Genomic DNA, 24,662 nt, shown 5'->3' on the forward strand with positions numbered 1-24,662 from the left:
AAAAATGAGCGATATAGACAACCAAGATCAAAATCAGCAAGCAGACTCCCCGGAAACCCCCCAGCATTCCGGTGCGGCTTTCGGGGCAGGGGCAGGGGCTACTTCCACGCCAGACGCCCTCGAAAATAATTCCGGTCTTTTCCAGGCAAAAGGGCATATTAACCAGGTTGACCTAGAAACCGAGATGCAGCGCTCCTACTTGGATTACGCGATGAGCGTGATTGTAGGGCGCGCCCTCCCGGAGGTACGGGACGGTCTCAAGCCGGTACATCGGCGGATTCTGTATGCCATGTATGACGGCGGTTACCGCCCCAACGCTGGTTTTTCCAAATGTATGCGCGTAGTTGGCGACGTGATGGGGCATTTTCACCCCCACGGTGACGCCGCGGTTTATGATGCCTTAGCGCGCCTAGTACAGCCCTGGTCAATGCGCTACCCGATGGTGGCTGGTCAAGGTAACTTTGGTTCCCCGGGGAACTTGGGGCCGGCAGCTCCGCGTTACACGGAATGTAAAATGGCGCCTTTGTCGATGGAAATGGTGCGCGACATCGATGAAGACACTGTCGATTTCATGGACAACTATGATGGGCGCACTCAAGAACCCACAGTCTTGCCTGCGCGGCTTCCCTACCTGCTGCTTAACGGCTCGGAGGGGATCGCGGTGGGGATGGCTACCCGGATTCCTCCTCATAATATGCGGGAAGTTGCCGATGGGGTGCAGTGGGCACTTGACCACCCCGAGGCTTCGCGGGAAGAGCTAATGGAAGCTTTGATCGAGCGGATTAAGGGACCGGATTTCCCCACGGGCGCCACCATTTTGGGGCGTAAAGGGATTGAAAGTGCCTATCGCACCGGTCGCGGCTCGATTGTGCAGCGGGCAATAGTCAACGTGGAAGAAATTAACTCCCGGGTTTGTCTGGTGGTTACCGAACTTCCCTACCAGGTCAATCCGGATAATCTGGCGACAAAGATTGCCGGACTAGTTAAAGACGGACAGATCGAGGGGATTGCGGATATCCGCGATGAATCCTCGGACCGCTCGGGGCAGCGCCTGGTGATTGTGCTGAAACGAGACGCGGTTCCCAAGGTGGTTCTAAATAATCTCTATAAGCGCACCCAGTTGCAGGATTCCTTCCCTGCCAATATGTTGGCGCTGGTAGATGGGGTTCCGCGGACGCTTTCTATCGATGGATTTATCTCTAACTGGATCACTCACCAGCTGGAAGTGATTGTGCGCCGCACTAACTTCCGCCTGAAGCGAGCGCAGGATCGCCTACATATTTTGCAAGGCTACCTGATGGCGCTGGACGCCTTGGACGCGGTGATTGCGACCATCCGTAAATCACCCACGGTTGATGAAGCGCGTAGCGCCCTGATGGAACTGCTCGGGGTGGATGAAGTCCAGGCGGATGCGATTTTAGCTTTGCAGTTGCGCCGCCTCGCCGCCCTCGAGAGGCAAAAGATTCTGGATGAACACACCGAGCTCGAAGCGCGGGTGAAGGATCTACAAGATATTTTGGCTCGTCCCGAGCGGCAGCGGGGAATTATTTCCACCGAACTGGGCGAGATTGTCGATAAATACGGCGATGAGCGGCGCACCAAGATTATGCCGTTCGCCGGGGAAATGTCGATGGAAGACCTGATTGAAGAACAGGACGTGGTAGTCACCATCACCCATTCGGGTTATGTGAAACGCACCCGCCTGGATCAATACCGCAGCCAAAAGCGCGGCGGCAAGGGGATCAAGGGTGCGCAGCTGCGCGAAGATGACGTGGTGGATCACTTCTTTACCACCACCACCCATCACTGGTTGGCGTTCTTCACCAATAAAGGTCGGGTTTATCGGGCGAAAGCCTATGAACTGCCCGAGGGAGGACGCGACTCTAAGGGGCAGCATGTAGCGAACCTGTTGGCGTTCCAACCAGAGGAAAAAATTGCCCAGGTGCTGGCGTTTAGTTCCTACGATGATGCCGAATATTTGGCGCTGGCCACCCGTTCGGGTTTGGTGAAAAAGACCCGTTTTACCGAATATGATTCCAATCGTACCGGCGGTTTGATCGCGATTAACCTGCGAGAAATGCCTGATGGTAGCGCTGATGAAGTGGTATCTGCGGAACTGGTCAATAGTGATGATGAGTTGCTGTTGGTTTCCCATAAGGGACAGTCGCTGCGCTTCTTAGCTTCTGACGAGGCTTTGCGCCCTACTGGCCGTGCCACCTCCGGGGTGCGGGGAATGAAGTTCCGCGACGGGGATCATCTGTTGGCGATGACGGTTATCCGTCCCGACAGTGACCTTTTGGTGGTGACCGAGGGCGGATACGCGAAACGGACTTCGGTAGAGGAATACCGGGTACAAGGGCGCGGCGGCCTCGGAATCAAGGTTGCGAACCTGGTGGCTGAGCGCGGCGGCCTGGTAGGAGCCTTGATTGTAGACCCCGATGATGAAGTCATGGTGATTATGCATTCTGGGAAAGTGCAGCGTTCTCGGGTGGACGAAGTGCCCCGTACGGGACGCAACACGCAGGGAGTGATTTTCACTCGCCCGGCTAAGGGGGATGCGGTTTTGGCCGTGGCGTTAAATAATGAAAAGGCAGAGGATAGTGAAATCGATGAGGCTACGGACGAGGAACTCGATCAAGAAGTGGCCGCATTAGAAACCGAAACAACCGAGCTCTAGTGAGAGGCTAACCAATGACAACTGATGGTAAAGATCAAGATAAGGCTCGCTCAGAGCAAGTAGCTGATGATCTCCCCCCGGAGGGTAAATCTCACGATCTGGGCGGAGAAAAAGAAAACGGTTCCCGCCAGTCTCCGCAGGATAAGGCAGCTAAAGGTGATGACGGTAAAGGTAAGGATGGCGACAGCCTAGTGAACAAGGACGATAAATCATCCCCGGTGGCGGGAAAGAAAACCGCGCGTAAGTCGGATTCGAAGGGTGGCAGTAACTCTGCGATTCCCCAGGTGCCGGAAAAATCCGACACTGTTAAGAAGGCGGGGGAGGCAGAAACCTCCAGTGCATCCTCGACAAAGAAGATTGCCGAATATCAGCCCCGCCAAATCTCGTTGGTGGTTTCCCGGATCGATCCCTGGTCGGTTATGAAGGTCTCCTTCCTGCTCTCTGTGGCGCTCGGGATCGCGATGGTGCTGGCTGGTTTGCTGGTGTGGTTGCTTTTGAACTCGATGAACGTGTTTAGTTCAGTGGAGAATTTTATTAACGATATTGATCCCACCGGTTCGATTGCTTCAATGATTGATTATTTGCGCTTGCCGCGGGTAATGGCGATGAGCACTATCATCGCGGTTTCGAACGTAATTTTAATGACTGCGTTTTCTACGGTGGGGGCGTTTATCTATAACTTAGTAACTTCCCTAGTAGGCGGAATAAAACTGGCACTTACCGACGAGTAGGATTACCACATTCTGTACTCGGTGAGAGTGCTGGCAGAGGGCGTGACAAAACGCACCTAGGCAGGGTTTGAAAGCCGGGTTAGGAATGTTGTAGTCTGCAATGGTGTTCATCGATGGACACGATGGGCCTATAGCTCAGTTGGTTAGAGCGCAGTCCTGATAAGACTGAGGTCGCTGGTTCGAGCCCAGCTAGGCCCACTGCGAGGGAAGTTTGTTTCAGCAATCAACCAGGTAGGTAGATTTGAAAAAGATCTTAAAACTGCTGTTTATCGGGGTGATTATTGCCTGGGCGCTGAATGCGGCAAATGACTTACGCAATGATCCCGGAGTTTGGAAGTACCTGTAAATAGGCTTCTTGGCTCTTAAGGGGCTATGGCGCAGCTGGTAGCGCATCTGCTTTGCAAGCAGAGGGTCGCGGGTTCGAGTCCCGCTAGCTCCACTAAAATGGTGAAGCCCCAGGTTTATCCTGGGGTTTCACCATTTTATAAGCTGAGGGACGAGAACCCGTGAGGGCTGGCGCGGGGAGGTAGCGAACGCGGGTTGAGCGTTCGCCCGCGCCAGTGGTTTAAAAGTGCGTTGCGGGTCTGGCTCGGTAAAAGCACTCCGGGGACCCCGTGACCTGCGATGCAAAGGTTTAGGAAAGGGGGCTTTGCAGTATTTACCAAAAGGGAACGTAACCGATTCTCAAAGTAATGTTCAATAGCGTGTGCCTCTCGTATCTCATACCGGCCGTGACCCTTACGACGCCAGTAATATCAAAGAAGTAAAATTCTTTGAGGGGGATTTCGAGTGAAGATTTATGAATTTGAATGCCTGGAATATCTCGCGCGAGATCTATACCGCCAGTTGCGCCCCGGTCGCAACATTGTCGGTATTGCCGGAGCTCCTGGCGCTGGAAAATCTACGTTGGCGCAGAAACTTGTTGATTATTTAACGGAAGTGTTAAACATTCCTAGTGCATATTTGCCTATGGATGGATTTCATTTTTCAAATGAGATATTGCGGCAAAAGCAACTACTAGATCGTAAAGGCGCTCCGGAAACATTTGATGTAAATGGATATCTCAATGTGCTGCAACGGTTGCGGGAAATAGTAGACTATTCTCTTTTCGTCCCTACCTATTCGCGCACGCTGCACGAGCCGATTGCGGCTGCTATAGAAATTAAGCCAGATGTTCAGGTCGTTGTCACTGAAGGAAACTATCTGGCCGCCAATAATGGTGGTTGGGAAAATGTTCGGGAAATGCTGGATATCCTCTGGTATTTGGATACTGATGTTTCATTACTTCGAGATCGGCTCATTGCTCGGCAAATGGCTGGGGGACGCTCTGAAGAGCTCGCGGTTAAATGGGTCAATGAAGTTGATTCCCCCAATAAAAATATCGTTGAAAGAACCAAGCCCCAGGCCGATGCCCTAATCAGATTACTTTTCGAGATTAGGGCAGAGAAAAGCTAGTTTTCGGCCAGCCATTTACGAGTTCCGAAGGATTGAATCGATAAAGCTGCGATCCGGCTCGCTTTGGAAAGCGCAGCTAAGAAAGTATCAGCAGAAAGTTCTTGCCTGCCCAGAGCTTTAACGAAACCTCCATGAAAGAAGTCCCCGGCCCCGAGAGTATCGATGACCGGTGCTTGGCAGGTTTTTATGGTTCCGGTAACTCCATCCGCCGAATAGATGATCTCTTTGCTACCTCGAGTAATCGCTGAATATTTGATCCCAAATTTTGCTAGATAAGCGAAAAGTTCTACGGATCTGCTACCTGCGGCAAATGGCTCCGAAACAATGGCAACATCGATAAAAGGTAACAGTTCCTCGGTGTAGCTCTTTACGCTCCCTCCATCTAAAACGGTAGTTATTCCCGCACTTCGAGCGCGTTTGAGCACCTCAAGGGTGAGATCGGTTTCGTAACCATCGGTTTCCACAATGTCGAAATCCGCGACCTCGATAGCAAGCTCGCTAGAATCAGGGGCAATTTTTCGCTGGTCAGTAGCAGAAACTACCGCCCTATCGCCGGTCGATTGAGTTACCAAAATAGTGGCCGCGGTCGAGGGCGTGTTTCCAGGTAGCGTAGATGCCTTAACGTAGACATGATGTTTTTCGAGGTCTTCGCGAATTAGACCACCGATTCCGTCATTTGATATCCGGGTTACTAGAACCGCATCGTCGCTATTTTCTAAGCCTTGTCCTAACTTTGAATATCCGTGCACGAAGGCCACCGCGGCATTAGTGGCAGGTCCCCCCGCGGCAAACGCGAAATCGAGGGCTCTGATTTTTTCATTTTCTGCAGGGAGCTTTTCCACTAACTGGATAACATCTAAGGTTGCGAGACCTACAAATAACCCCTTCGTCACCTTTGATCACTTCCTCAAGTGCAGCGCGTTTCTTTTCGCAGTTTATCGCCCTTAATCCAACAATAAAGTCTTGCCCTTTCGTAACTTTAACAGCAATGTTTTCCCGGTTTCACTACACAGTGAGGCATCGAAACACGCGCGTCAGTGGGATTACGGGATGTAAACGCGGGTACGCGCAGTCATGGGAAAGCGAGGCTCCGGCAGGCAAACGCCCGACCATTGGCGGACTACGCCGCGACTAGCTTGCGGCGATTTAGGCGTAAAGTAACGTCGGCGCTGCGGGCGAGTTGGCGCGAATGAGTTACCACGATCACGCATTTGTCCTGTTCATGGGCGGCTCGCTGCAGAATCTCGATTACTTCGCGGGCGGTATCCTCATCTAGGTTTCCGGTAGGTTCATCCGCCAAAATAATCGGAGCCCCCGAAACCAGCGCCCTCCCGATAGCTACTCGCTGCTGCTGACCTCCCGAAAGCGCCATGACGCTGCGCCGCGCCTCCTTCTCAGACAGTCCCAACTGACTCAAAGTATCAATCCCGGCTTTCCCGTTCACCAGCCGCAGATTCTCCAGCGGAGTCAAATAATCAATCAGGTTATAGTTTTGGAAAACCAGAGAAATCTGCTTTTTGCGGTGCTGAGCCCAGCCAGTTTCCGCAATATCGGTACCATCAAAGCGCACCGCCCCGGACGTGGGCTTATCTAATCCTGCCAGCAGGTTCAACAACGTGGATTTGCCAGCTCCGGAGGCGCCAACAATCGCATAAAACTTCCCGATCTCGAAGTCGGTGCACACATCCGACAGAATCTGGGTGCTGGTTCCCGGATACACATATTCAAGGTGATCTAACTGCAAAATACTCATAATCTTTCCTAACTAATTTTTGCGAGAATAGCTCGCGGGGTTTGACGAAGCAGGGGAGCGGTCGCTAGAAGTAGCGCCGCGAAAGTAATCACATATCCGAGGACGAGGGCGGCCAGGATACTCCCGGCGCTCCCGCTCGCAGACAGGGCGGTTAAAGACGGACTGGCGGACTTGGCAAAGACCAAGGCAGATACCTTGCCTGATAGCAAGTACCCCAAAGCGGTACCGATAACGCTACCGACTAGTGCCAACAAAGCGCTCTCCAAGGCGAGTTGCCCCAAAATATTCGCCTTGGTTTTCCCTACCGCCAGTAGCACTCCGATTTCGCGGGTGCGTCCGCGAATCCAAAAGATCATTATCAGGGCGAGGGCGGCTAGCCCGGCTCCTCCCACTCCCACGGCTAGCGCAGTGAGCAGCTTATTTACCCCCGAAAGGGTAGCCAGCACTCCCGCGAATTGGGCGGCATTAGAATCGAAACTCAGTTGCGGATCTGCCTGTTTAGCCCCGCGCAAGGCCGCCGGTAGCGCGGTGGCGTCCCCGGTAAAGTACCTAGCGGTGGTCAGTTCTTTTCCTCCCAAGAGCTGACTGCTTTTTAGGTCCGTAAAAATCTGATTCTCGGAAGCCCCGGCAGGTAGCCCTCCCGGATTCTCGGTTTTTCCGCTGAAAATCCCCACTACCGGCACGGTTAGTGCGCTTCCGTCAGCGTTCAAGCGCAGTTGACTACCAACACGCAAACCATTGCGCTGGGCAAACTCTCGGTGAATCAGGGCGCCGCGCCTGTCGGCAGCTAAATGTTTGCCACTTTCTAACCGGTACAGCCTACCCATAAAGGACGGATGCAACTGACTATTAGTAGTCCCGATAATCCCGGCATCACCCGCGAACTCGCCGTCAAGTTGCACCCCGGAAGCGGTGGCCACCAGCTGCGCTCCCTCGGGCTTAGCCAAAGTTTCTTTTTCGAAAGCCGAGCGTTTCACCTGTGGCAAGCGGCCTAGCTTTTCTGCTTGCGCTAAAGAGATAGTGCCGCTATTGCTGTGAGCAGTGAATCCCGCGTTCACCCCGGAGTTAATCGCCCCCGAAATCCCGGCCACCTGCGCGCGTACTCCTGACTGCGAAATCAGGGCGGTGAACACCACCGTCATAATTAGCGTGAGCAGCAAGGCGCGGCGCGGGCGGCGGCTGAGCGAATACCAGGCTCGCCGCCAAATACTAAGCGATTTCATTTGATATCGACCAAGAGGGCGCGCGGCGGGCGACGCAGCATCGGGAAAGATGCTGCCAATACGCAAAGTACCCCTACCAGCAAAGTTAGTAAAGCGGCAGTAACCACCGAGGGCGTAGATAGCGAAACTGCCAACGCATTCAGGGTCTTGGTGGCAGCTGAAGATTCCATATCGGCGCCTGCCTGTCCGGCCTGAGCAAGTTCTTGCAACACCGAATTATTTACCGATTTCAATACGGAATCGCCTAGCCATTGTGCGATTGACCCAGAGATGAAGAACGCCAACACAAACGCAGGGATCGCGCTCATCACCAGTTCGCACAGGTACTGCGCGAAAATACTGGCCTTGGAGGTGCCCACTGATAGCAGCACCCCGGTTTCCTGCTTGCGTTCATTCATCCACAGGAACAGCACCAGTGTCAAAATCAAGAGCGAAAAACCGAACGCCGCGATCTTAGTGGTCGTCATAAGGGAATTTATCCCGCTAAGTGCCCCGGTAATCCCCGCTAAATATTGGGTGGTGGGGGATAGCTGATAGTTGCGCCAATCAATCTTGAGGGAGCCGGCTTTCTTTTCTACCTGCTCTAAATCCTTTTCGGGACCAACAAAGAAGTTAGCATCCTGATAGATCTCGTTGTCTTTACTCATCTGATAGAGAGCGCGGGTGGTATCCAAATCCGTGTAAACGGTATTGGCAAACAGTTCGCTGCGTTGCGCGGCCTGCCGAGTATTGGAGCCGCGCACCAAGCCCACGATTTCCGTTTCGGTTTCCGCAGTGGACTTCCGTAAATTATCGACGTCATAAGGATTACCTTTGAGTTTCAGCTTGCTGCCGATTTTCAGGCCATTAGCTTTCGCCAAATCTTCGTGGATGATTGCCTTATGGTGATCTCCGGGCTTTAAATGCCGTCCCGCCACCAGGGTTAAAGCTCCGGAACGAAAGTTATTGTCAATATCGGTACGGTTGACTCCCCACACGTTTACCGCATTGCCGAATTGGGCTTCCTTTTTGGCGTCATAATCATTGGTTCCCAGTTTTTGGGTTTGAGCCCCAACTAAATCAGCAGTCACATTTTGCCTAGCTACATAGGTTTTTACCTCAGGCAGTTTCGCGATCTGGGCGATATCTGCAGGTTTAACGGTTCCGGCTCCTCGCTGGGTTCCCTGATTGAACTGGGGATTATTTCCGAGGACGAAGCCGGCGCCCGCTTTTGCTTCTACCTTCGCGCCCTCGCGTGCACTCGCCCTCTCGATAGCGTCCGCCGACATTAAAACGGTGGCTACCAGGGTAAGCACCGCGAATAAAACAATAGTTTTAACTGGTTTTCTAACGACGTATCGCCAAGCTCTTCCCACGAAGGACAAGTCCAGATCCTTTCAATAAAACCCAAGCACAACTTAGGTAACCCAAATAGATAAATGTTAGCTTTTCTATCCGGGCTGAAAGAAACCTGGGTCCGGGGCCGGAGTAAACTGTGAACCTGAAAAACCGGGAGAAAATAATCCTCTTACCAGGGATAGCGTTCCGAAAGTATCTTAGGTCACAAAGATCTAGGAGCGGTTCCCAATAGGTTAGTCGAGAAGATTAATCCCGAAGGGGTAGCGGTAAAACTCTTCCTTGGAGGCTTTCACCGCGCCTTTAATCGAACACACCAGGGTCATCACGAAAGCCACGGCAAACATAATGAGGGCCAGGGGAATCAATATGATGGTGAAGCAGAGTATCCAAGCCACCACGGAAGTTATAGTCATCGCCAAGTTAAAGTTAAAGGCACCTGCCGAGGCGTTACGCACGAAAGGACTTTTATCTTTATAAATAAACCAAACGACGAGGGGGCCTACAAAGGTAAGCCAACCGGCAGAAACAACCATGGCGATTAGTGCTGCTAAATGAGCCAGAATCGCCATCGTGCGTTCATCGGTGCTGATGTTCGCGCCGCCATTATTAGAGCGCGGTGGGGTGGGCATGGGGGCAGAAGAGGACGGGAAGCCCTCTTGGGAAGCGTATTGCGGGAAAGAGGGATTGTGGGATCCGTTCTGGCTCCCGGGAAGCTGCTGATCGTCGAAGTTGCCGGGTTGGGGCTGATTATCACTCATACCTCTATTTTCCCCCGAGGATGGCGGGGACAAAAGTAGTGCTAGCAATAATTTTTCTTCAGCGAAAAGCGCAGGTTAAAGCGGAGTGAGTGGAACCAAGGCGTAATTTATTTGGCGGCGAGATCCGCGGGATCAAATTTGACCCTCAGGCGAGGGCGGCTGCATTGAGCGATTAACCAATGATGCAAAAGCGCGGTTGAACAGCAGTCATACTCGTTATAGAGGGCGAGGAGTCGCAGCTGCTCGGCAGCATCAACGCTGAGGTTAGCTCCCGGATCGAGGGCGCCTGCTCGCGAGAGCGCGTCATAGACAATAACCGAATCCGCGCCGTTATCCAGGTCCTCTGAACGCATCCAAGACCCCATATAGAACGGTTCCATCTCTTTAAGGGAATATCCGCCTTGGCCAGTGCGAATAGCTGATTGCACCACTTGCTGCAGATCCTGCATCGGTCCGTCGCTGGCAAGCAAGTCACGCACCTCACCTGCTAGTAGGCCGTGACGGGAAGACAGGCGCTGCAGGTAGAGACGTTCTTGCGGGGAATAATGGTAGATATGCATTTTCGGGAAGCGCTGGAAACGCTGGCGCAAGAAATCCAGTAAATCAATCAGCAGCTGGCGTTCCTGAGCGCGAGTATGCGCCCAAAAGCTCTGGTATTTTCCGCCGATGCGCGTTGACAGTTCCCCTACCTCCTCCGCCACGTTTAGGGTGTCTGCTGCCGATAGCGATTCTTGACCGCGAATAGGTAGCGCCGGAGTTAAAGATTTTTGCTGCCCCCAAGAATCTTCATCGCAGCAGACCAGGCCGCCCAGGTAAATCAGTCCGGTGTGATCTTTTAGGGTCCAACCCCACAGGGAGTCGTTCTCAAAATCCAAATACACATCCCCCGGGCGAGGCTCGGGAAGAGCCATTAGCGCTGGGGACAGGGGATTAGTTTCGAGCAGCAGTTCTCCTGGATGCTGCGCCACCTGCAACTGGGCTTGTCGGATTAGTTCTGGGCTATATCCATTAGGGGGATTGGCGGCGAAAGCGCTGGCAGTAGAAATATTTTCGGCTCGCAATTCTCGGCGCAGGCCTGGACCCACCCCGCTGATCAGCAGGGGGTCGTCGTAACGCTCCAGCGCCCAGGCACAGTGCGAACAGCTTCCGCACACGGTGTCGAGGGCGCGCCACGCCTCCTCGGGGGTAGCGGAAAGTAAATCCGCATCAGCTACTATTTCTCGTGCCTGGTCAGCGATGGGTTGCCACAGCTCTTCCAGTTCATCCAGAGGAAAAGCTACGGTTTTGCTATCAGCCAGTAAGATCTGGGCGTAAGGGGCAAGCTTTGCCGCTAAAGCGGGAAAATCTGTGTTTAATATCGGCTGATTAGCCTCAGCTAGATGCGCATAACCAGCCAGAAGATTCACCGAGTCTTGGCGGGCATGGGCGGAAAAGCGGGCCAATTGCAACACCCAAGAATCGTCCTCATAAACCAAGAACGGCAGGGTTCCATTCAGATCTTCGCTGGTTAAGGTGAGGTTAGTTTGAAAAACTCTCCCGGCTGCCCGATATTTCGCCGCTAGTTTTTCATCCTCGCCGCTAGTTAAATCCCCGATATAGCGATGAAAAACATCGGGGGATTCCAGCTGAGTGTTGTCGGTGAGGTAGCACCAGAGCCGCCACTGACAGTTAGCGGCGTGTGCCACCTCGGAAACTGCAAGCAGGCGGGAAGAATCAGGCATTGAGCAGCTTAGTTGTCTCGCTGTGCGTACTCTAGCGCCCAATAGGTTAGCACCGTATCGGCCCCGGCACGCACAATCGCGTGCAAGGATTCGTCAATGGCGCGCTCGCGGTCAATCCACCCATTAGCGGCTGCCGCCTCTAACATGGCATATTCCCCGCTTACCTGGTAGGCCGCGACTGGAACCGGCGACATTTCCGCCACATCGGCCAGCACATCCAGATAGTAACCGGCAGGTTTAACCATCACCATATCGGCGCCCTCGGTTAAATCTAGCTGGGTTTCAAATACGCCTTCCCGGCGGTTACGGGGATCTTGCTGGTAAGAGCGGCGATCGCCCTCTAGAGAGCAGGCAACTGCATCCCGGAAAGGACCAAAGAAAGCGGAGGCGTATTTCGCAGAGTAAGCCAAAATCACGGTGTCGGTGAATCCGGCCTTGTCAAGCACCTCGCGAATCACTGCGATCTGGCCGTCCATCATCCCGGAAGGTGCCACCATATGGGCTCCGGCGCGCGCTTGGCTGAGCGCCATTTTCGCATATAGCGGCAAGGTGGCGTCGTTATCGACTTGCCCGTCCGCGGTGACCACCCCGCAATGCCCGTGGCTGGTGAACTCATCCAGGCAAGTGTCTGCCCCCACTACCAGGTCGTTTCCTACTTCTTCGCGCACCGCGCGGATACCGCGATTCAAAATTCCGTTAGGATCCCAGGCGGGACTGCCCTGCGCATCCTTATCAGCGGTATTAGGAATCCCGAATAGCATGATCCCGCCTACCCCGGCTTGCACACACTCGGCAGCCAGTTCGCGAATCGATTCCACTGTATGCTGGAAAACCCCTGGTAGAGAGGGAATCTCTACCGCTTCCTCAATCCCGTCTCGCACAAATGCCGGCAGCATCAGCTGGGCGGGACTGACCCGGGTTTCGGCGATCAGGTTACGCATCGCGGGGAAAGCCCGCAGGCGGCGAGGACGAATAGTCGGTTTCAGCAAAAGGTCATCTGTCATTTTTTCTCCTAGGTATCTGCAATGATTTTAACCCACCTGCCTGCCGCTTTCCGAAAGAGCGCTCGCAGCGCTCGCTTCCACCTGCCGAATCTGGTTTTTAACCCCCCGGGTACTCAGCGTAAAAGCGGCGAAATATTCGGTAATAAGCCTTAATGCCTCCAGCTACCGAGGGTTATAAGTATTATTTTTCTGTGGGTGCGATATTTAAGGTTCTGGGCTCGTATTTATATTTTGATCGGCAGACTCTAGGGAAGAAGTTTACCCGTAAGGTTTTATTACTTCGAGCCATCATTATTACGGTCGCGGTTTTTAACTGCCTGTTCTTACTGTATGACGGGATATTAACCCAAGAATTTGATATCGGGTATCTGCTGGCGATCGAGGCATTAGTCATGGCCTTACTGGCGATACGTTTCCCGGTTTTCTGGGTCGGTTACGCGCTGACTTCGGTCGCATTAATTGGGGGAGATGAGATTTACTGGGCGCCGATTTTTCCCGCCTCCAATATTGCCCTCTTAGATACTTTTTCTTTTTCCCCCAAGCGTCTGGGACCCGCAGTACTCATTCCTACGCTAATCAATGTCTTTTTCTTTTTCGTCTGGGCAAACCCGGTAGATTTCGAAGCCATAGGTGCTTTTTCGGATGTGGCATGTTTCTCGGTTGCCGGAATCCTGATCAAAGTTTGGATGGATCGTTCTTTTCGGGTAGGACGTGACGAACAGGCAGCCCGGGAGGCGGAGCGGCGAAACCTGAATGTTCGCCTCCATGATAATGTTTTACGGCACTGCACGCATATTGCGTTGGCGGCGGAACAAAGCCAGCGGGACTTGTTATCTCTAGACCAGTTTAGGGACACTGCCGCGCACGAAGCCGCGGAAATATCGCAGGCTATCCGCGCCCTCATCAATTCGGAAAAAAGCATGCCAGAAAAGGCAGAGGTGGTGACCCAGAGTTTAGCGGAGGTGCTTTCCAGCTCAGTCACCCGGCTTAAAGAGCAGGGGTTCCAGGTTTTCTATCAGTGTGAAAAAACCGGAGAAACTGAGTGTTCCCGGCAGCAACAGAGCACAGTTACACAGGTAGTGGCAGAACTTTTTGAAAATATTTTCCGCTACGGCGATCCCAAGCATCCAGTAAGTGTCAATGCGCGGATTTCTGAAAATAGCTTCCGCTTAGAAACCAAAAATCAGATCCGGGGCAGGACAGTGGATTCTTCGAAGATGGGGTTAGGGCTGGCCAGTAAACGGATGCTGGAGATCGGCGGCCTGCTCACCTATGGTAAACGCACTGACCAGTGGCAGAACCTATTACAGCTTGAGGTTAGTGGCGACTAGGTAGACTTCAGCTATTGTCGCGTCCTCGTTACCCCAACCTTAGGGAAGGTTATTTGGGTAGCTGACTGCTCCGTCTTGCACCAGGACAGCCACTGCCGCTGTTCGCGAGGAAGTGTGGGTTTTTTCCAGTAGCGCAGTTACAGTTTCTTTCACCGTGGATAGGGAGTAACTCATTTTCTCTGCGATCTCGCGGTTAGACATTCCCTGCAAAATTAGCTCTGAAACTGCTTGTTCGCGCTGGCTAAGAGCAATTTGCGAGGGGGCAGGGATACTTTGGAACAATCCTTGTACTACCGCGTGGGAGACCACCACGGAGTCTTGCATGATTACCGAAAGGAAACTGGGCAAGTCTTTTAAAACATCGGCTTTATTTAGGAATCCCCGCGCACCGGCAAGCAGGGCGGTGCGGGCTACATCTGCCCCTTCCAGGCTAGAAATAATTACCACTTTTTGCTGCGGGTTTTGCTGGGTGATCTGCTTGCAGATTACGTCCCCGGTGGTTTCTCCTAAAAGGTAATCCAATAGCACCAGGTCTACGGGGTCGCGGTGACTGGATTCGCAGGCTTGTTCAGGATTGGAGGTTGCCCAGGAGACCGCACATTTGGGGGTGGAATTTAGAATCGCTGCCAGTGCTTGCAGCGCAAAGGGATCGTCATCAACCAGCCCGATAGTGATTTCTTGTTCGCTCACGGCCACCTCCTCGTTGTTTTTTAGGATATACGTTTCGACGCCACTATAGCTGCAAACCAGCCGGCAGCAGGCACCCCGGTGAAAAATGTAACCACCGAGTAGCCACCCGGATATTAATCCTGGCCACCTGGCGCTAATATCCAGCCACTTGACCATTGAATTACCGCGATCACCTTTGGAAACATGAAAGTGTCACATCAAAGATTGGCTGAATTCAAGAAAGGAAATCTGAAATGAACAAGTTTTTTCGACGTTCAGTTTTAGTGCTTCTAGGGATTGCTTTTCCTTTGGGGATGAGTTCTTTATCGTATGCCTCCCCGGCAAATCCCCCGGAGGGGTCTGAAAGTGAAACTGCAAGCAGCGTTGAGGCCTCGGATCCTAATGGTTCCAGTGATCAATTGTTAGATCCCTCAGCTGATTTGCCTAAGTCAGCAAATAATGATTTGAGCACTAATGCGGAAGAGTCTAAGCAAGGAAACGCTAATAGCTCAGCCTCCCCGTATGCACTGGAACCCGTCACTACAGAGCCAGGGATTCATGGAAAATCAGAGATTAATAAAGTGTCAGTCAAGTTTAGGGCGCCTGAAAAGATCTATAACCTTTCCCTTTATGAAGAGTTTGTAGATGAAGCAGCCGCGTGGAATCTGATGCTGCGGGATTATCAGCCGGAGATTACCTGGCTGCAAAAAGATGCGAAACTTCCTCCTTTGTCCAAATCTACGGTTAGTGAATGGGTTGACGCTTCTAATGCATCGTTAGTAAGTGCAGATCCCAGTCTGAAGATGAGTGAACTAAATTGGTATCTTTTTGGGTTTAAAGCCCGTAGCTGTAACCAGGAAATTGTTACAAATCTAGAAAAGGCAGTATCAGGATTAAATCAAGGCATCCCCCGTGAGGAGATTTCGGCGCTTGCTGAGGCAAATGGTTTGTTAAGCCTGGAGGGCGATAATAATCTTTTTGATGCCGCATATGGAATGCATGCTCCTGAACTTGAAACCCGGGCAGCTTTTAATGTAAAGGCGGCAAACTCATACGCATGGAAATGGCGAAACCAGGCAAATCCTGGTTACAAGGAATTTCAGTACGACTGCGCAAATTTTGCCTCTCAAATAATGCGCGCGGGAGGTAGAGCTATGACTAAAGGTTGGTTCTACCACTCCAGAAATAACTATCGGAAGAATATTAGTAAGTCTTGGCGAATCGCAAATGATTTCGCCAAGTATTGGGGATTGACTAAAAGAACCACAAGTTTAGCCACGTTCGCTTCCAGACTTCACCCAGGGAGTTTTATTGGAATATCAAATACTAGAGGAGATGTTTCTCATATAGGTTATGTGCATATAGTGTCTAATCGGAGAAGCAAGTATAACCATGTTACCTACAGGGTATTTGGAGTTACACAGCATACCCAGAATTATGCCGGTTGGGCGGAACCCGGTAAAAAAGCACAAAGGTGGCTCCAGCAGAAAGGGTGGGTTACGCAGTGAAATTAACCAAGAAGGCGGGGGCGGTTGTTTTAGCTTGCGTTTTGACGTGCATAACTTCAGTTGGGGTGGGGTATCTGTGGGGGAGCCACGCCCAGGAACATGCCGCCGTGAAAGATGTAGCGGATCTGCCCATGTATAGCTGGTGTTCCCTTTCTACCTTGCGAGATGCTACCGATGCCGGCTATGGGGTAGAGGGAAGTGAAAACCAGTGTTATCAACCAGTAGTTGGCACTATGGAGTTTCAGAAAAAACACTATAAAGTCTTGCTGTATCCGGAATATCTCAACAAAGATAAGGCTTTCGAGGCTTTCAGTACCATGTATAAACCCTGGATTGATAACATCCAGAAAAAGTTACGTTTACCTGCCTTCAAACCGGAAAATTTCTCCGCCTGGAGGAATTCCGGCAATAAACAAGACAGATACCTGAACTCGCTCGATGACCTATCAGCCATGCGGTTTTCAAAAGAACTCAACATTATTCGAGAGTTCCTCGAAGGCTATCAGGCAGCGGAAACCAATGCGCAACTGCGTAAAAGTCTAGACGAGTTCGATAAACTTGCCATTCCATTTATGAAAGAGGGCGCGCCAGCGCAACTTGCCAGCGAGGAGGAAGAAGCATCTGGTGATGACTCCGAGGTCGAGATGATAAAAAGAAATAGATACGAAGAAAAAGCAGGTGAGCTTTGTAGTGCATTAGCCAGAACCAGGGAAAGTTATCGGCCAGAAATATCCCGGCAGTACGATAATAAATCTCTAGAAAAACTACTTATGGCCGACGGCGTTTGCTAGGGTAAGCAAAGCTGTGGGCAGCATGAAAGGAACAGTTGGATGCTGAAAGTTTTTGCTTGGATATTCACTATTTTATGTGCAGTGTTGCTGGCTGTAGGGACGCTGATTATTTATGTGATCGACACTGACAGCAGTTTCCCCTTTGGCGCCGGATTCATGGTGATGGCCGCCCCAGTTTTCGGGGTGATCGCGTGCGTATTGTGGGGAGTGGAAATCACTAAAACTAATCGCGACGAAAAGTAAAGGTTGTAATAGTAATAATCCGCCCCCGCGGCCTCGGAAATCCTTTGGGTAAAACCAATCTTTTTCCGAGACCGCGGGGGCGGGATTTATCTGGGAACAGACCTAAATATCGTAGTAAAGCTGGAATTCATAAGGATGTACCACCTGCCGCAGCGGAGCCACCTCATTTTGTTCCTTGTAGTTAATCCAAGTCTCCAGCAAATCCGGGGTAAATACCTCGCCTTCAGTCAAGAAGTCCTGGTCAGCGCGGAGTGCCTCTAGAGCTGCATCCAGGGAGCAAGGCAGTTTCGGAATGTCATGATATTCGGCTGGCGGCAGCTCATAGAGATCCTTATCGATGGGAGCTGGCGGCTCTAGCCGGTTTTGAATCCCATCAATCCCCGCCATCAGGCAAGCCGCGAAAGACAGATAAGGATTCGCGCTGGGGTCAGGAACCCGGTACTCCACCCGTTTAGCTTTCGGGGAAGTACCGGTCACCGGAATCCGGATACAGGCAGAACGGTTACGTGCCGAATACACCAGGTTGATTGGAGCCTCAAAACCAGGAACCAGACGCCGATAAGAGTTAACCGAAGGATTAGTGAACGCCAGCAGTGCCGGTGCGTGCTGCAGCAAGCCGCCAATAAAGTAACGCGCCAGGTCAGAGAGGGAACCGTAACCGGTTTCGTCATAGAACAGCGGCTCGCCCTCTTTCCAAAGCGAAAAATGGGAGTGCATCCCGGAACCGTTATCGCCCGCCATCGGTTTGGGCATAAAGGTGGCGGTAACTCCGAATTCCTGCGCGGCGTTCTTAATCAGGTACTTGAACTTCATCATGTCGTCACCCGCCGCCATCAGCGAGTTGAAACGATAGTTAATCTCGTGTTGCCCCCCGGAGCCGACCTCGTGGTGGGAGCGCTCTACCTTTAACCCGGAGTCACTGAGCAGTTTCACCATGTAATCGCGCAGGTCACAGAACTTATCGGAAGGCGCTACCGGGAAGTAGCCGCCCTTCAAAGGAGTCTTATAGGCGAGGTTTCCGCCCTCTTCATCTCGGCCGGTGTTCCAGTAGCCTTCAACAGAATCCAGTTTCACAAAGGTGTCATAAGGCTGGGTTTGGTAACGCACCGAATCGAAAAGATAAAACTCGGCTTCAGCACCAATAAAACAGGTATCGGCGATTCCAGTAGAGCGCAGATAGGCTTCCGCTTTAGAGGCGACCTGACGAGGATCGCGCGGAAAAGGCGCATCGGTGAAAGGATCCACGATGGAACAGTTCACCGCCAAAGTGGGGCAGGCGCGGAAGGGATCCACATAGGCGTCAGACACATCGGTTATCAGCTTCATATCTGACTTGTCTATCGAGGTGAAACCGCGAATAGAAGAACCATCGAACATCAACCCGTTTTCCAGGGCGTCCGCGAACTGGTCGGCGGGGATCGTGAAATGCTGACTGGTACCAATCAGATCGCAAAAACGGATATCAATCAGTTCGATACCCTGGTCGGCAACAAATTTTAGGGCTTCTTCGTGGGAGTTAAACAATTGTTCCTCCTTGGCTTAGCCGTGCGGCTTGCGGATAAGAAAACTAAAAAAAGCATACCGCGCCGGGACGCTGCAGCGAGATTCCCGCCCAAAACCGTGAACAGTTTCGCAAATATTTCCCGAGGGCGCGGTGCGGTTTCTCTAAAGTTGTTGCCGCTTTCCCTAGTTGCGATGTCCAAGATATGGGCGGGGTAGCGCGGAAGAGAAATCACTCATGCCATCATCGGGGGCTGGTGCTCACATTTTTATGCAAGGCACCCGCCGAGACGGTAGCTACAGGTACCTACGGAAAACACCAGCCGTTACCTGCCGACCCGGTACTTGCCGATATCTTTCAGTTTGACGTTCTTAAATTCAAAATCGTACTTAATGTCTTTACCTGAAAAATCTATATTTTTCAAGGTCGTGCCCTTTGCAAAATCTATGGGAGTTTCTTCGTCGCCTTCAATGCCCAGTTCAGCGGGAGTTAACTTTTGCCCCATGAACTCTTCGCTACCGTTAATCGTAATCTTGTCCACAGTCTGGGAAATTTTCGCAGATTCCCCGCTCTTACCGGGTTTGAAGTGCAGAGTCATAATCACCTGGAATTTTAATCCTTCTTCTTCACCCGCGACGGTAATTTTATTCCCTTGGCGATTTACGGTCATACCCGCATCTTTAGCTTCTTTCAGCATACCTTTATCGAAGTCTTCACCCGGAATAGCATAACTCGCGGTGCCTTTTTCAATGACGGGGTTATCTCCCCCCTTGAAGCCGTAAACATCAATCTTTATGTCTTTTACTCTACGAAGATCTGGGGCATCTTTTTTAGCCGATTTGTCCTCCGTAAGCTTCCCCTCTGAGGCGGTGATGGTGGCATGCCGGTAATAGTCTTTAAAATAGCTGACCAGCATGGGGCTAGAGTCAATCTCTGCCTTAACATTCGAGAATCCCTCTTTGCTGAACTGCTCTTTGAGCCAGTTCTCCTGGGCTCTGCCTACTACCGCATTAGCGATAAATAACCCGACCAAAGTGACAACCAGCACCGCCACAATCACGATGGTGACAATCAAACCAGTCTTGCTCTTCTTGGGAGGGATAGCCGGCGGCATGGGTGAGGCGGACATTTGCGGGTTTACCGGCGAAAACTGGGGACTTTGGGGTGCCGGAAAACCTTGGGGAACGGGATTTCCACTATTAGGCTGGGGTGAATAACTCATATCTTATTTTAACACATGTGGTCTAGGTAACACCGAGGAATAGATATATTTTATACAAATGTTACATAACGGATTATTAACGTTAACCAAATTTTTCAAATCGGAACTGCTAGTGGCTTTGCCGACCCGCGATTAGGGTGCCAGGCAGGAACGTAGCGCCTCAGCCAGCCCGCCCGCATCCGGAGTCTTAGCTACCGCGGCAACTGTTAACCCTAACTCTCTCGCCACCTGGGCAGAAGGCTCCCCGATACAAACCAGGCGGGGGAGGGCGCGGGCAGGGGCAGCGGGATCCGAACTAAACACCCCAAAATCAACGAGGGCACGCAGATTAGAACCAGCGGTAACCGCCACCGCATCGGCGTGGAAATATTCTTCCGGACAGGTAGAAACCGGGCTCATCGTGTAGAGGGGGCAAGTATCGACCTGGTAACCCAGGTCGCTTAAAGCTGCCGCGAGGTCGGGTTTACTGAGCGCCGATCCCGGCAAGAACACCCGACCCGGGGAGGAGCCGCTGGGAGTTAATTCCGCAAAGCGGCCTGCTAAATCTGTGGCATTACCGCCCGCCTGCAAGGCGACATTCCAACCAGCCCTACTCGCCGCTTGGGCGCTAGCCTTACCTACTGCCGCCACCTGCGGAAACGTAGCTAAAGGCGGCTCTGCAGCTAACAGCTGCTGTAAATACTTGACGGTGCGGGCAGAAGTAATAATCACCCAGCTATATTCCATGCGCTGTAAGCGCTGCTGGCAGACGGGAAGTTGCGGAGGTGAAACCGGGCGCGAACGGGTGACCGGCGCGCCAACTACCCGGCACTCGGGCAATTCCGCCTGCAGCTTTTTCGTAAGCGGACGAGTTGCTGCGGCAGTCAGTGCCACCGTAAACGCCATCGTCGCCCTCCGAAAATAGTTTCCCGTTGCCCGTTTCTAGCCGCGCACCTTAGCAGCACCCAGGTCAGCGAGCTCGCCGCCGCCTGCCTCCAAGAGGGCGCGAGCCACGCTTTCACCGAGTTCGCGCGCCTGATCAAGCATCTCGGCAAAAGTTTTCTCCGGATCAGCCTGCAAAGAGTCACTGATGCGCACCTCGCGGGTACCATCCAAGGAAATAATCGCGGCAGTCAGCGTGAGTATCCCCCGTTCCATCTGCGCAAACGCCCCCACCGGCGCGGCGCACCCGGCGTTTAGTTCCGCTAAAACTGCCCGTTCCGCAGTAGAGGTAAGCGCAGTTGCCAGGTCATTAATCTCTTCCAGAGCAGCCGCTAAATCGGGGTGGGCTTTAACTGCCGTCTCCGATGCCTCCACCGCGAGCGCCCCTTGTGCCGGAGCCGGCAGTACCTGTTCGGGATCGAAACGCTCGCTGGCGTAAGCGCCCAGCCCGATCCGATCCAAACCTGCCGCCGCCAAAATCACCGCATCCAAGTCATGGGCGCCCTGCGAGATTTTTTCGCGCGTCTCCCGGCCATCAGTAAAGTCGGCCTGCGGAGCACTAATACCTTTCACTCTGCCCAGGCGGGTAGGAACGTTTCCGCGAATATCCACGATCTTGAGGTCGGGACGTAAAGCCAGGATTTGGGCGGCGCGGCGCGGAGAGCCCGTCCCCACGGTGGCGCCTGGCGGCAAAGTTTCCAAAGTTAAACCGGGAGCTGCGCACAGGGCGTCCCGGGCATCCGCGCGGCTCGGAATCGCGGCCACTTTTAGCCCCGAAACCGGCTGGGTAGGTAAATCTTTGAAAGAATGCACTGCTAAATGGCAGTTTCCTTCCAAGAGTGCCAGGCGTAGTTGCGCGGCAAATACGCCCACTCCTCCTAGTTTTTGTAAAGAGGCGCGGGAAATATCGCCGGCCGTGCGCACTTGCCGCAGCTGCACTTTTAGCCCATGTTCACGCAAAGCGCTAGCTACGGTTTCCGATTGGGTAACTGCCAGGCGAGAGGCGCGAGTTCCCAAAACCAAGGCATCGTCCTTCGCCTCGCTAATCCAGCCGGTACCGCGCAATTTAATGGTTTGCGCCTGGCGCACTACTGCGGCAATCCCCGAACCGGCAACCCAGGAGCCCGCCAGCTCCAGACCGGGATAAGTCTGCACCTCTTCCAGCAGCTTGGCGGTCATTTCCCGATGCTTGGGAGTGAAGGGCGGCAGGGAGCCATCCCAGTGAATAATCATCGATCCCAGCAGCTGATCCGGCGAAATCTCCACCCCCAGCAGCCGGGAAGCATCCTGCAATGCGCCCTCGACCGATACCGGAATCTCCGGTCCATTCGCCCAACCATAAGACACTCGGAGCAGATGGCGGCCTTTACCGGCAGCTTTTTCCGCCCAGGGCCATTTAGAAGTGTAGTGGGTGATGGCTTTTGCCGCCACGCAGCCATTTTCAATATCTTCACTGCTCGGTCGCTGTACCAACATCCCCGAACCACGCGGATGGGTATCTAAGGCCGGGCAGTCCACAAATAGAGTCACGTGCGCAATCGGTCCGCCCTGCGGAAGTTCCCCTACTTCAATACCCGGTACTTTGCTAAGCATTGGCGCGGCTAAATAGCCTGGTAAAGCCACTACTACCTGCGGCACGGTGACCGTGACGGTCTCGCCAATATTAATCGGGCTGGCTCCCGGGGTGGGTCCCGATTTGGTGTTAGAAACCGTCACCTTCCAGCGCATTGATCCGGGCTGATTCGAGCCTGTGGCAGGGGAACCGTCAGCGGCGTCAGGTTCATTTGCAACCGGTGCCAGGTCGAGGGCGCGCACATGGGACAAAATCAGCCCCCCGCCCTCTTCAATGCGCTGCGCTAAGGTTTCCACCAGGCGGAACATTCCTCCCTCAGGAGCAAGCACTGCCGGTTTACCCGGCTTCAGTCCCCGCAAACTGGCAACTGCCTTCACCAGGGAGCCGTGTTCTTTTAGTGCCGGGCGCAAACCGCGCAAAGTAGTGTCGGCGTTTAAGCGGTCGGTGCTGGCGGAGTGGATACCGCCGGCAACGGGGGCAACTACTTTCTCTAAAACTGCTTTTCCGAGGCGGGCAGTTACCAAATCGGTGACAGTGGCTTCTTCTGCCCCCACTTCCGGCCCCATAGTTAAGTCCTGGCGGGCGCGCTCCATTTCTGCTTCACTGAGTGCCTGCACTATCCCGGGGTCATCCAGGCTGGCGGGAATCCCCAACATTCCGTGGGGAATCGGGAGGGCGCCCTCGGGAATACCTGCACGTTCATGGTGGAAAATCCAAGATTTACCGCGGGGAGCAACCACCGGTAAACCTAGTTCCTGGCACAAATCTTTAACTTCGGTAGCTCCGGCCGCGAAAGCCTCAGCGCCAATATCGAAAGTGAAGTCCCCGAAACGTCCCGAGCAGATTAGGCCGCCGGGGCGTCCTCGTTCCTCGATCACCGCCACCCGCGCGCCCTGTTTTTGCAGAGTATAGGCGTTGGTTAATCCGGCCAGCCCCCCTCCGATAACCAGAACATCATAATCGGCTAGTCCAGCTAGGTCGTGCATTGCGTCTCCTTGCCCCAAGCGGTTTTCGAGGCGCTGCGCCCCGGGTAATCCTTCAGCATAGTCGTTGGTGATTAGTTTGATTCATGTACCTGGTCGACGATTTCTTGTAAAACCGCCGGGTCGGCATTCGGGGGTACCCCGTGTCCCAGGTTGACGATATGGGCGGAGGCTTTCTTGCCTTCCGCTAAAACCTGATCGACGTGATCACGGCGCACCTGGCTAGAGGCGAACAAAATCGCAGGATCTATATTTCCTTGCACCGCAAAGCGGTCACCAGGCCCATGTTCGATTTTCTGAACGGCTTCACCGAGGGGTAGTCGCCAGTCCACCCCAATACATTCGGCGCCCGCATCGCGCATTAAATCCAGCAAGGAAGCGGCCCCCACCCCGAAATGAATCACCGGTACCCCGCGGGCATGGGCGGAATCAATCACTACCCGGGAATGCTCCCAGCAGTAGGTTTGATAGTCAGCGCGTGAGAGGTCGCCTACCCAGGAATCGAAAACTTGGGCAGTACGCGCCCCACCCGCAATTTGGGCCGCAAGGAAAGCCGCCGACATATCCGCGCACCAGCTGGCCAGCCGGTTCCAGGCATCCGGATAAGAATGCATAAACGCCCGCGCCTCCAGGTGATTCTTCGAGCGGGTTTTCCCAATTAGATAGGACGCCAAGGTGAAAGGGGCGGCCGCAAAAGCAATCAGGGGGGTCTCTCCCAGCTCAGTGCAGGCAATCTGGGCGGCTTCGGTAATACAGTCCGGGTCAAAACTCTTATAGCTGGTGAGGCGATCTACATCCTTGGGGTCCAGGACGGGGTCGGCGAAAACCGGGCCTTTACCGGGGACTATCTGTACGTCTAAGCCGGCCAGATACAGGGGGGTGACAATATCGGAAAAGAAAATTGCGGCGTCTACCCCGTAACGGCGCACCGGCTGTAGGGTGATTTCGGCGGCCAGGTCGGGGGTGGTGCAGGCGGTGAGCATATCGTTATCGGCCCGCAGGCGGCGATACTCGGGGAGGGAACGCCCGGCTTGGCGCATAAACCAAACTGGAGTTTTATCGGGGCGTAGGCCGCGAACTGCTTTTAGAAAAGAATTTTGCTCAGACATATTTCCATCATCGCCGGCATTTTCGGCCAGCGCAAGCAAGTGCGACCAAGAGTGGGGGCAGGCTATTCTCCCTGAGCGCGAAACCGATAGGAATGGTTTTCTGACACATTTTCCGCATCTGTCCGTTGTTTAATATCTTGATTCTTAGTGA

At 53.2% G+C, this 24,662-nt stretch carries 20 protein-coding genes and 2 tRNA genes; 9 read left to right on the forward strand and 13 right to left on the reverse strand.

Features of this window, described 5'->3' with window-relative positions; all coding sequences use genetic code 11:
- Positions 1-4 precede the first annotated feature (4 nt).
- From gyrA to AC1EKS_RS04575, 5 genes are all read left to right on the forward strand, one after another.
- Positions 5-2,677: a DNA gyrase subunit A gene (gene gyrA / locus AC1EKS_RS04555; protein ID WP_481009451.1), complete on the forward strand. Its 2,673-nt coding sequence runs from the start codon at positions 5-7 to the stop codon at positions 2,675-2,677.
- Between the two features lie 14 nt (positions 2,678-2,691).
- Positions 2,692-3,408 carry a DUF3566 domain-containing protein gene (locus AC1EKS_RS04560; protein ID WP_481009450.1) on the forward strand — a complete coding sequence of 239 codons (717 nt, stop codon included), beginning with the start codon at positions 2,692-2,694 and terminating at the stop codon, positions 3,406-3,408.
- Positions 3,409-3,532: 124 nt separating this feature from the next.
- Positions 3,533-3,606, forward strand: a tRNA-Ile gene (locus AC1EKS_RS04565).
- Between the two features lie 168 nt (positions 3,607-3,774).
- Positions 3,775-3,847 (forward strand) — tRNA-Ala (locus AC1EKS_RS04570).
- Between the two features lie 350 nt (positions 3,848-4,197).
- Complete coding sequence (locus AC1EKS_RS04575) at positions 4,198-4,863, forward strand: nucleoside/nucleotide kinase family protein (RefSeq protein WP_481009449.1); 666 nt, start codon at positions 4,198-4,200, stop codon at positions 4,861-4,863.
- Here the strand turns inward: AC1EKS_RS04575 and AC1EKS_RS04580 are convergent.
- From AC1EKS_RS04580 to hemB, 7 genes are all read right to left on the reverse strand, one after another.
- Complete coding sequence (locus tag AC1EKS_RS04580) at positions 4,860-5,756, reverse strand: PfkB family carbohydrate kinase (RefSeq protein ID WP_481009448.1); 897 nt, start codon at positions 5,754-5,756, stop codon at positions 4,860-4,862. The two genes, AC1EKS_RS04575 and AC1EKS_RS04580, sit on opposite strands and share 4 nt — an antisense overlap.
- Positions 5,757-5,983: 227 nt before the next feature.
- Positions 5,984-6,616, reverse strand: a complete 633-nt coding sequence (locus AC1EKS_RS04585; protein ID WP_481009447.1) for an ABC transporter ATP-binding protein — start codon at positions 6,614-6,616, stop codon at positions 5,984-5,986.
- An 8-nt stretch (positions 6,617-6,624) separates the two neighbouring features.
- Entirely contained in the window at positions 6,625-7,839 is a 1,215-nt protein-coding gene (locus tag AC1EKS_RS04590) for an ABC transporter permease (RefSeq protein ID WP_481009446.1), read from the reverse strand.
- Positions 7,836-9,134 (reverse strand): ABC transporter permease, encoded by a 1,299-nt coding sequence (locus AC1EKS_RS04595; protein WP_481010267.1) that lies wholly within the window; start codon positions 9,132-9,134, stop codon positions 7,836-7,838. The genes AC1EKS_RS04590 and AC1EKS_RS04595 overlap by 4 nt, the downstream gene beginning before the upstream one ends.
- Before the next feature lie 276 nt (positions 9,135-9,410).
- Positions 9,411-9,935: a DUF4870 domain-containing protein gene (locus AC1EKS_RS04600; protein WP_481009445.1), complete on the reverse strand. Its 525-nt coding sequence runs from the start codon at positions 9,933-9,935 to the stop codon at positions 9,411-9,413.
- A 107-nt stretch (positions 9,936-10,042) separates the two neighbouring features.
- Positions 10,043-11,656 (reverse strand): ribonuclease H-like domain-containing protein, encoded by a 1,614-nt coding sequence (locus tag AC1EKS_RS04605; RefSeq protein WP_481009444.1) that lies wholly within the window; start codon positions 11,654-11,656, stop codon positions 10,043-10,045.
- A gap of 8 nt (positions 11,657-11,664) precedes the next feature.
- Positions 11,665-12,660, reverse strand: coding sequence for a porphobilinogen synthase (hemB, locus tag AC1EKS_RS04610; protein ID WP_481009443.1), 996 nt, complete (start codon positions 12,658-12,660; stop codon positions 11,665-11,667).
- A 191-nt stretch (positions 12,661-12,851) separates the two neighbouring features.
- Between hemB and AC1EKS_RS04615 the strand changes: the two genes are divergently transcribed.
- The gene (locus tag AC1EKS_RS04615) at positions 12,852-13,991 is read left to right on the forward strand and encodes a sensor histidine kinase (protein WP_481009442.1); all 1,140 of its coding nucleotides are present in this window, start codon (positions 12,852-12,854) and stop codon (positions 13,989-13,991) included.
- Between the two features lie 39 nt (positions 13,992-14,030).
- Here AC1EKS_RS04615 and AC1EKS_RS04620 read toward each other — a convergent pair whose 3' ends face one another.
- Positions 14,031-14,681: a response regulator transcription factor gene (locus AC1EKS_RS04620; protein ID WP_481009441.1), complete on the reverse strand. Its 651-nt coding sequence runs from the start codon at positions 14,679-14,681 to the stop codon at positions 14,031-14,033.
- Positions 14,682-14,914: 233 nt separating this feature from the next.
- On the opposite strand from AC1EKS_RS04620, the gene AC1EKS_RS04625 reads away from it, so the two are divergent.
- Genes AC1EKS_RS04625 through AC1EKS_RS04635 form a run of 3 tightly spaced genes read left to right on the forward strand, consistent with a single transcriptional unit; the run spans position 14,915 to position 17,202 of the window.
- The gene (locus AC1EKS_RS04625; RefSeq protein ID WP_481009440.1) at positions 14,915-16,168 is read left to right on the forward strand and encodes an amidase domain-containing protein; all 1,254 of its coding nucleotides are present in this window, start codon (positions 14,915-14,917) and stop codon (positions 16,166-16,168) included.
- The gene (locus AC1EKS_RS04630) at positions 16,135-16,959 is read left to right on the forward strand and encodes a hypothetical protein (protein ID WP_481010269.1); all 825 of its coding nucleotides are present in this window, start codon (positions 16,135-16,137) and stop codon (positions 16,957-16,959) included. Before AC1EKS_RS04625 ends, AC1EKS_RS04630 begins: the two co-directional genes overlap by 34 nt.
- Before the next feature lie 39 nt (positions 16,960-16,998).
- Positions 16,999-17,202 carry a hypothetical protein gene (locus AC1EKS_RS04635; RefSeq protein WP_481009438.1) on the forward strand — a complete coding sequence of 68 codons (204 nt, stop codon included), beginning with the start codon at positions 16,999-17,001 and terminating at the stop codon, positions 17,200-17,202.
- A 102-nt stretch (positions 17,203-17,304) separates the two neighbouring features.
- Here AC1EKS_RS04635 and glnA read toward each other — a convergent pair whose 3' ends face one another.
- The 5 genes from glnA to hemE all read right to left on the reverse strand — a co-directional run bounded on the left by glnA (position 17,305) and on the right by hemE (position 24,511).
- Entirely contained in the window at positions 17,305-18,726 is a 1,422-nt protein-coding gene (gene glnA / locus AC1EKS_RS04640) for a type I glutamate--ammonia ligase (protein WP_481009437.1), read from the reverse strand.
- A 302-nt stretch (positions 18,727-19,028) separates the two neighbouring features.
- Positions 19,029-19,925, reverse strand: a complete 897-nt coding sequence (locus tag AC1EKS_RS04645; RefSeq protein ID WP_481009436.1) for a hypothetical protein — start codon at positions 19,923-19,925, stop codon at positions 19,029-19,031.
- 132 nt (positions 19,926-20,057) lie between these two features.
- Positions 20,058-20,810 carry a uroporphyrinogen-III synthase gene (locus AC1EKS_RS04650; RefSeq protein WP_481009435.1) on the reverse strand — a complete coding sequence of 251 codons (753 nt, stop codon included), beginning with the start codon at positions 20,808-20,810 and terminating at the stop codon, positions 20,058-20,060.
- Between the two features lie 36 nt (positions 20,811-20,846).
- The gene (hemC, locus tag AC1EKS_RS04655) at positions 20,847-23,405 is read right to left on the reverse strand and encodes a hydroxymethylbilane synthase (RefSeq protein ID WP_481009434.1); all 2,559 of its coding nucleotides are present in this window, start codon (positions 23,403-23,405) and stop codon (positions 20,847-20,849) included.
- Positions 23,406-23,476: 71 nt separating this feature from the next.
- Positions 23,477-24,511: a uroporphyrinogen decarboxylase gene (gene hemE / locus AC1EKS_RS04660; protein WP_481009433.1), complete on the reverse strand. Its 1,035-nt coding sequence runs from the start codon at positions 24,509-24,511 to the stop codon at positions 23,477-23,479.
- Positions 24,512-24,662: the final 151 nt, after the last annotated feature.

Source organism: Varibaculum sp. C0165D1, from assembly GCF_056590355.1.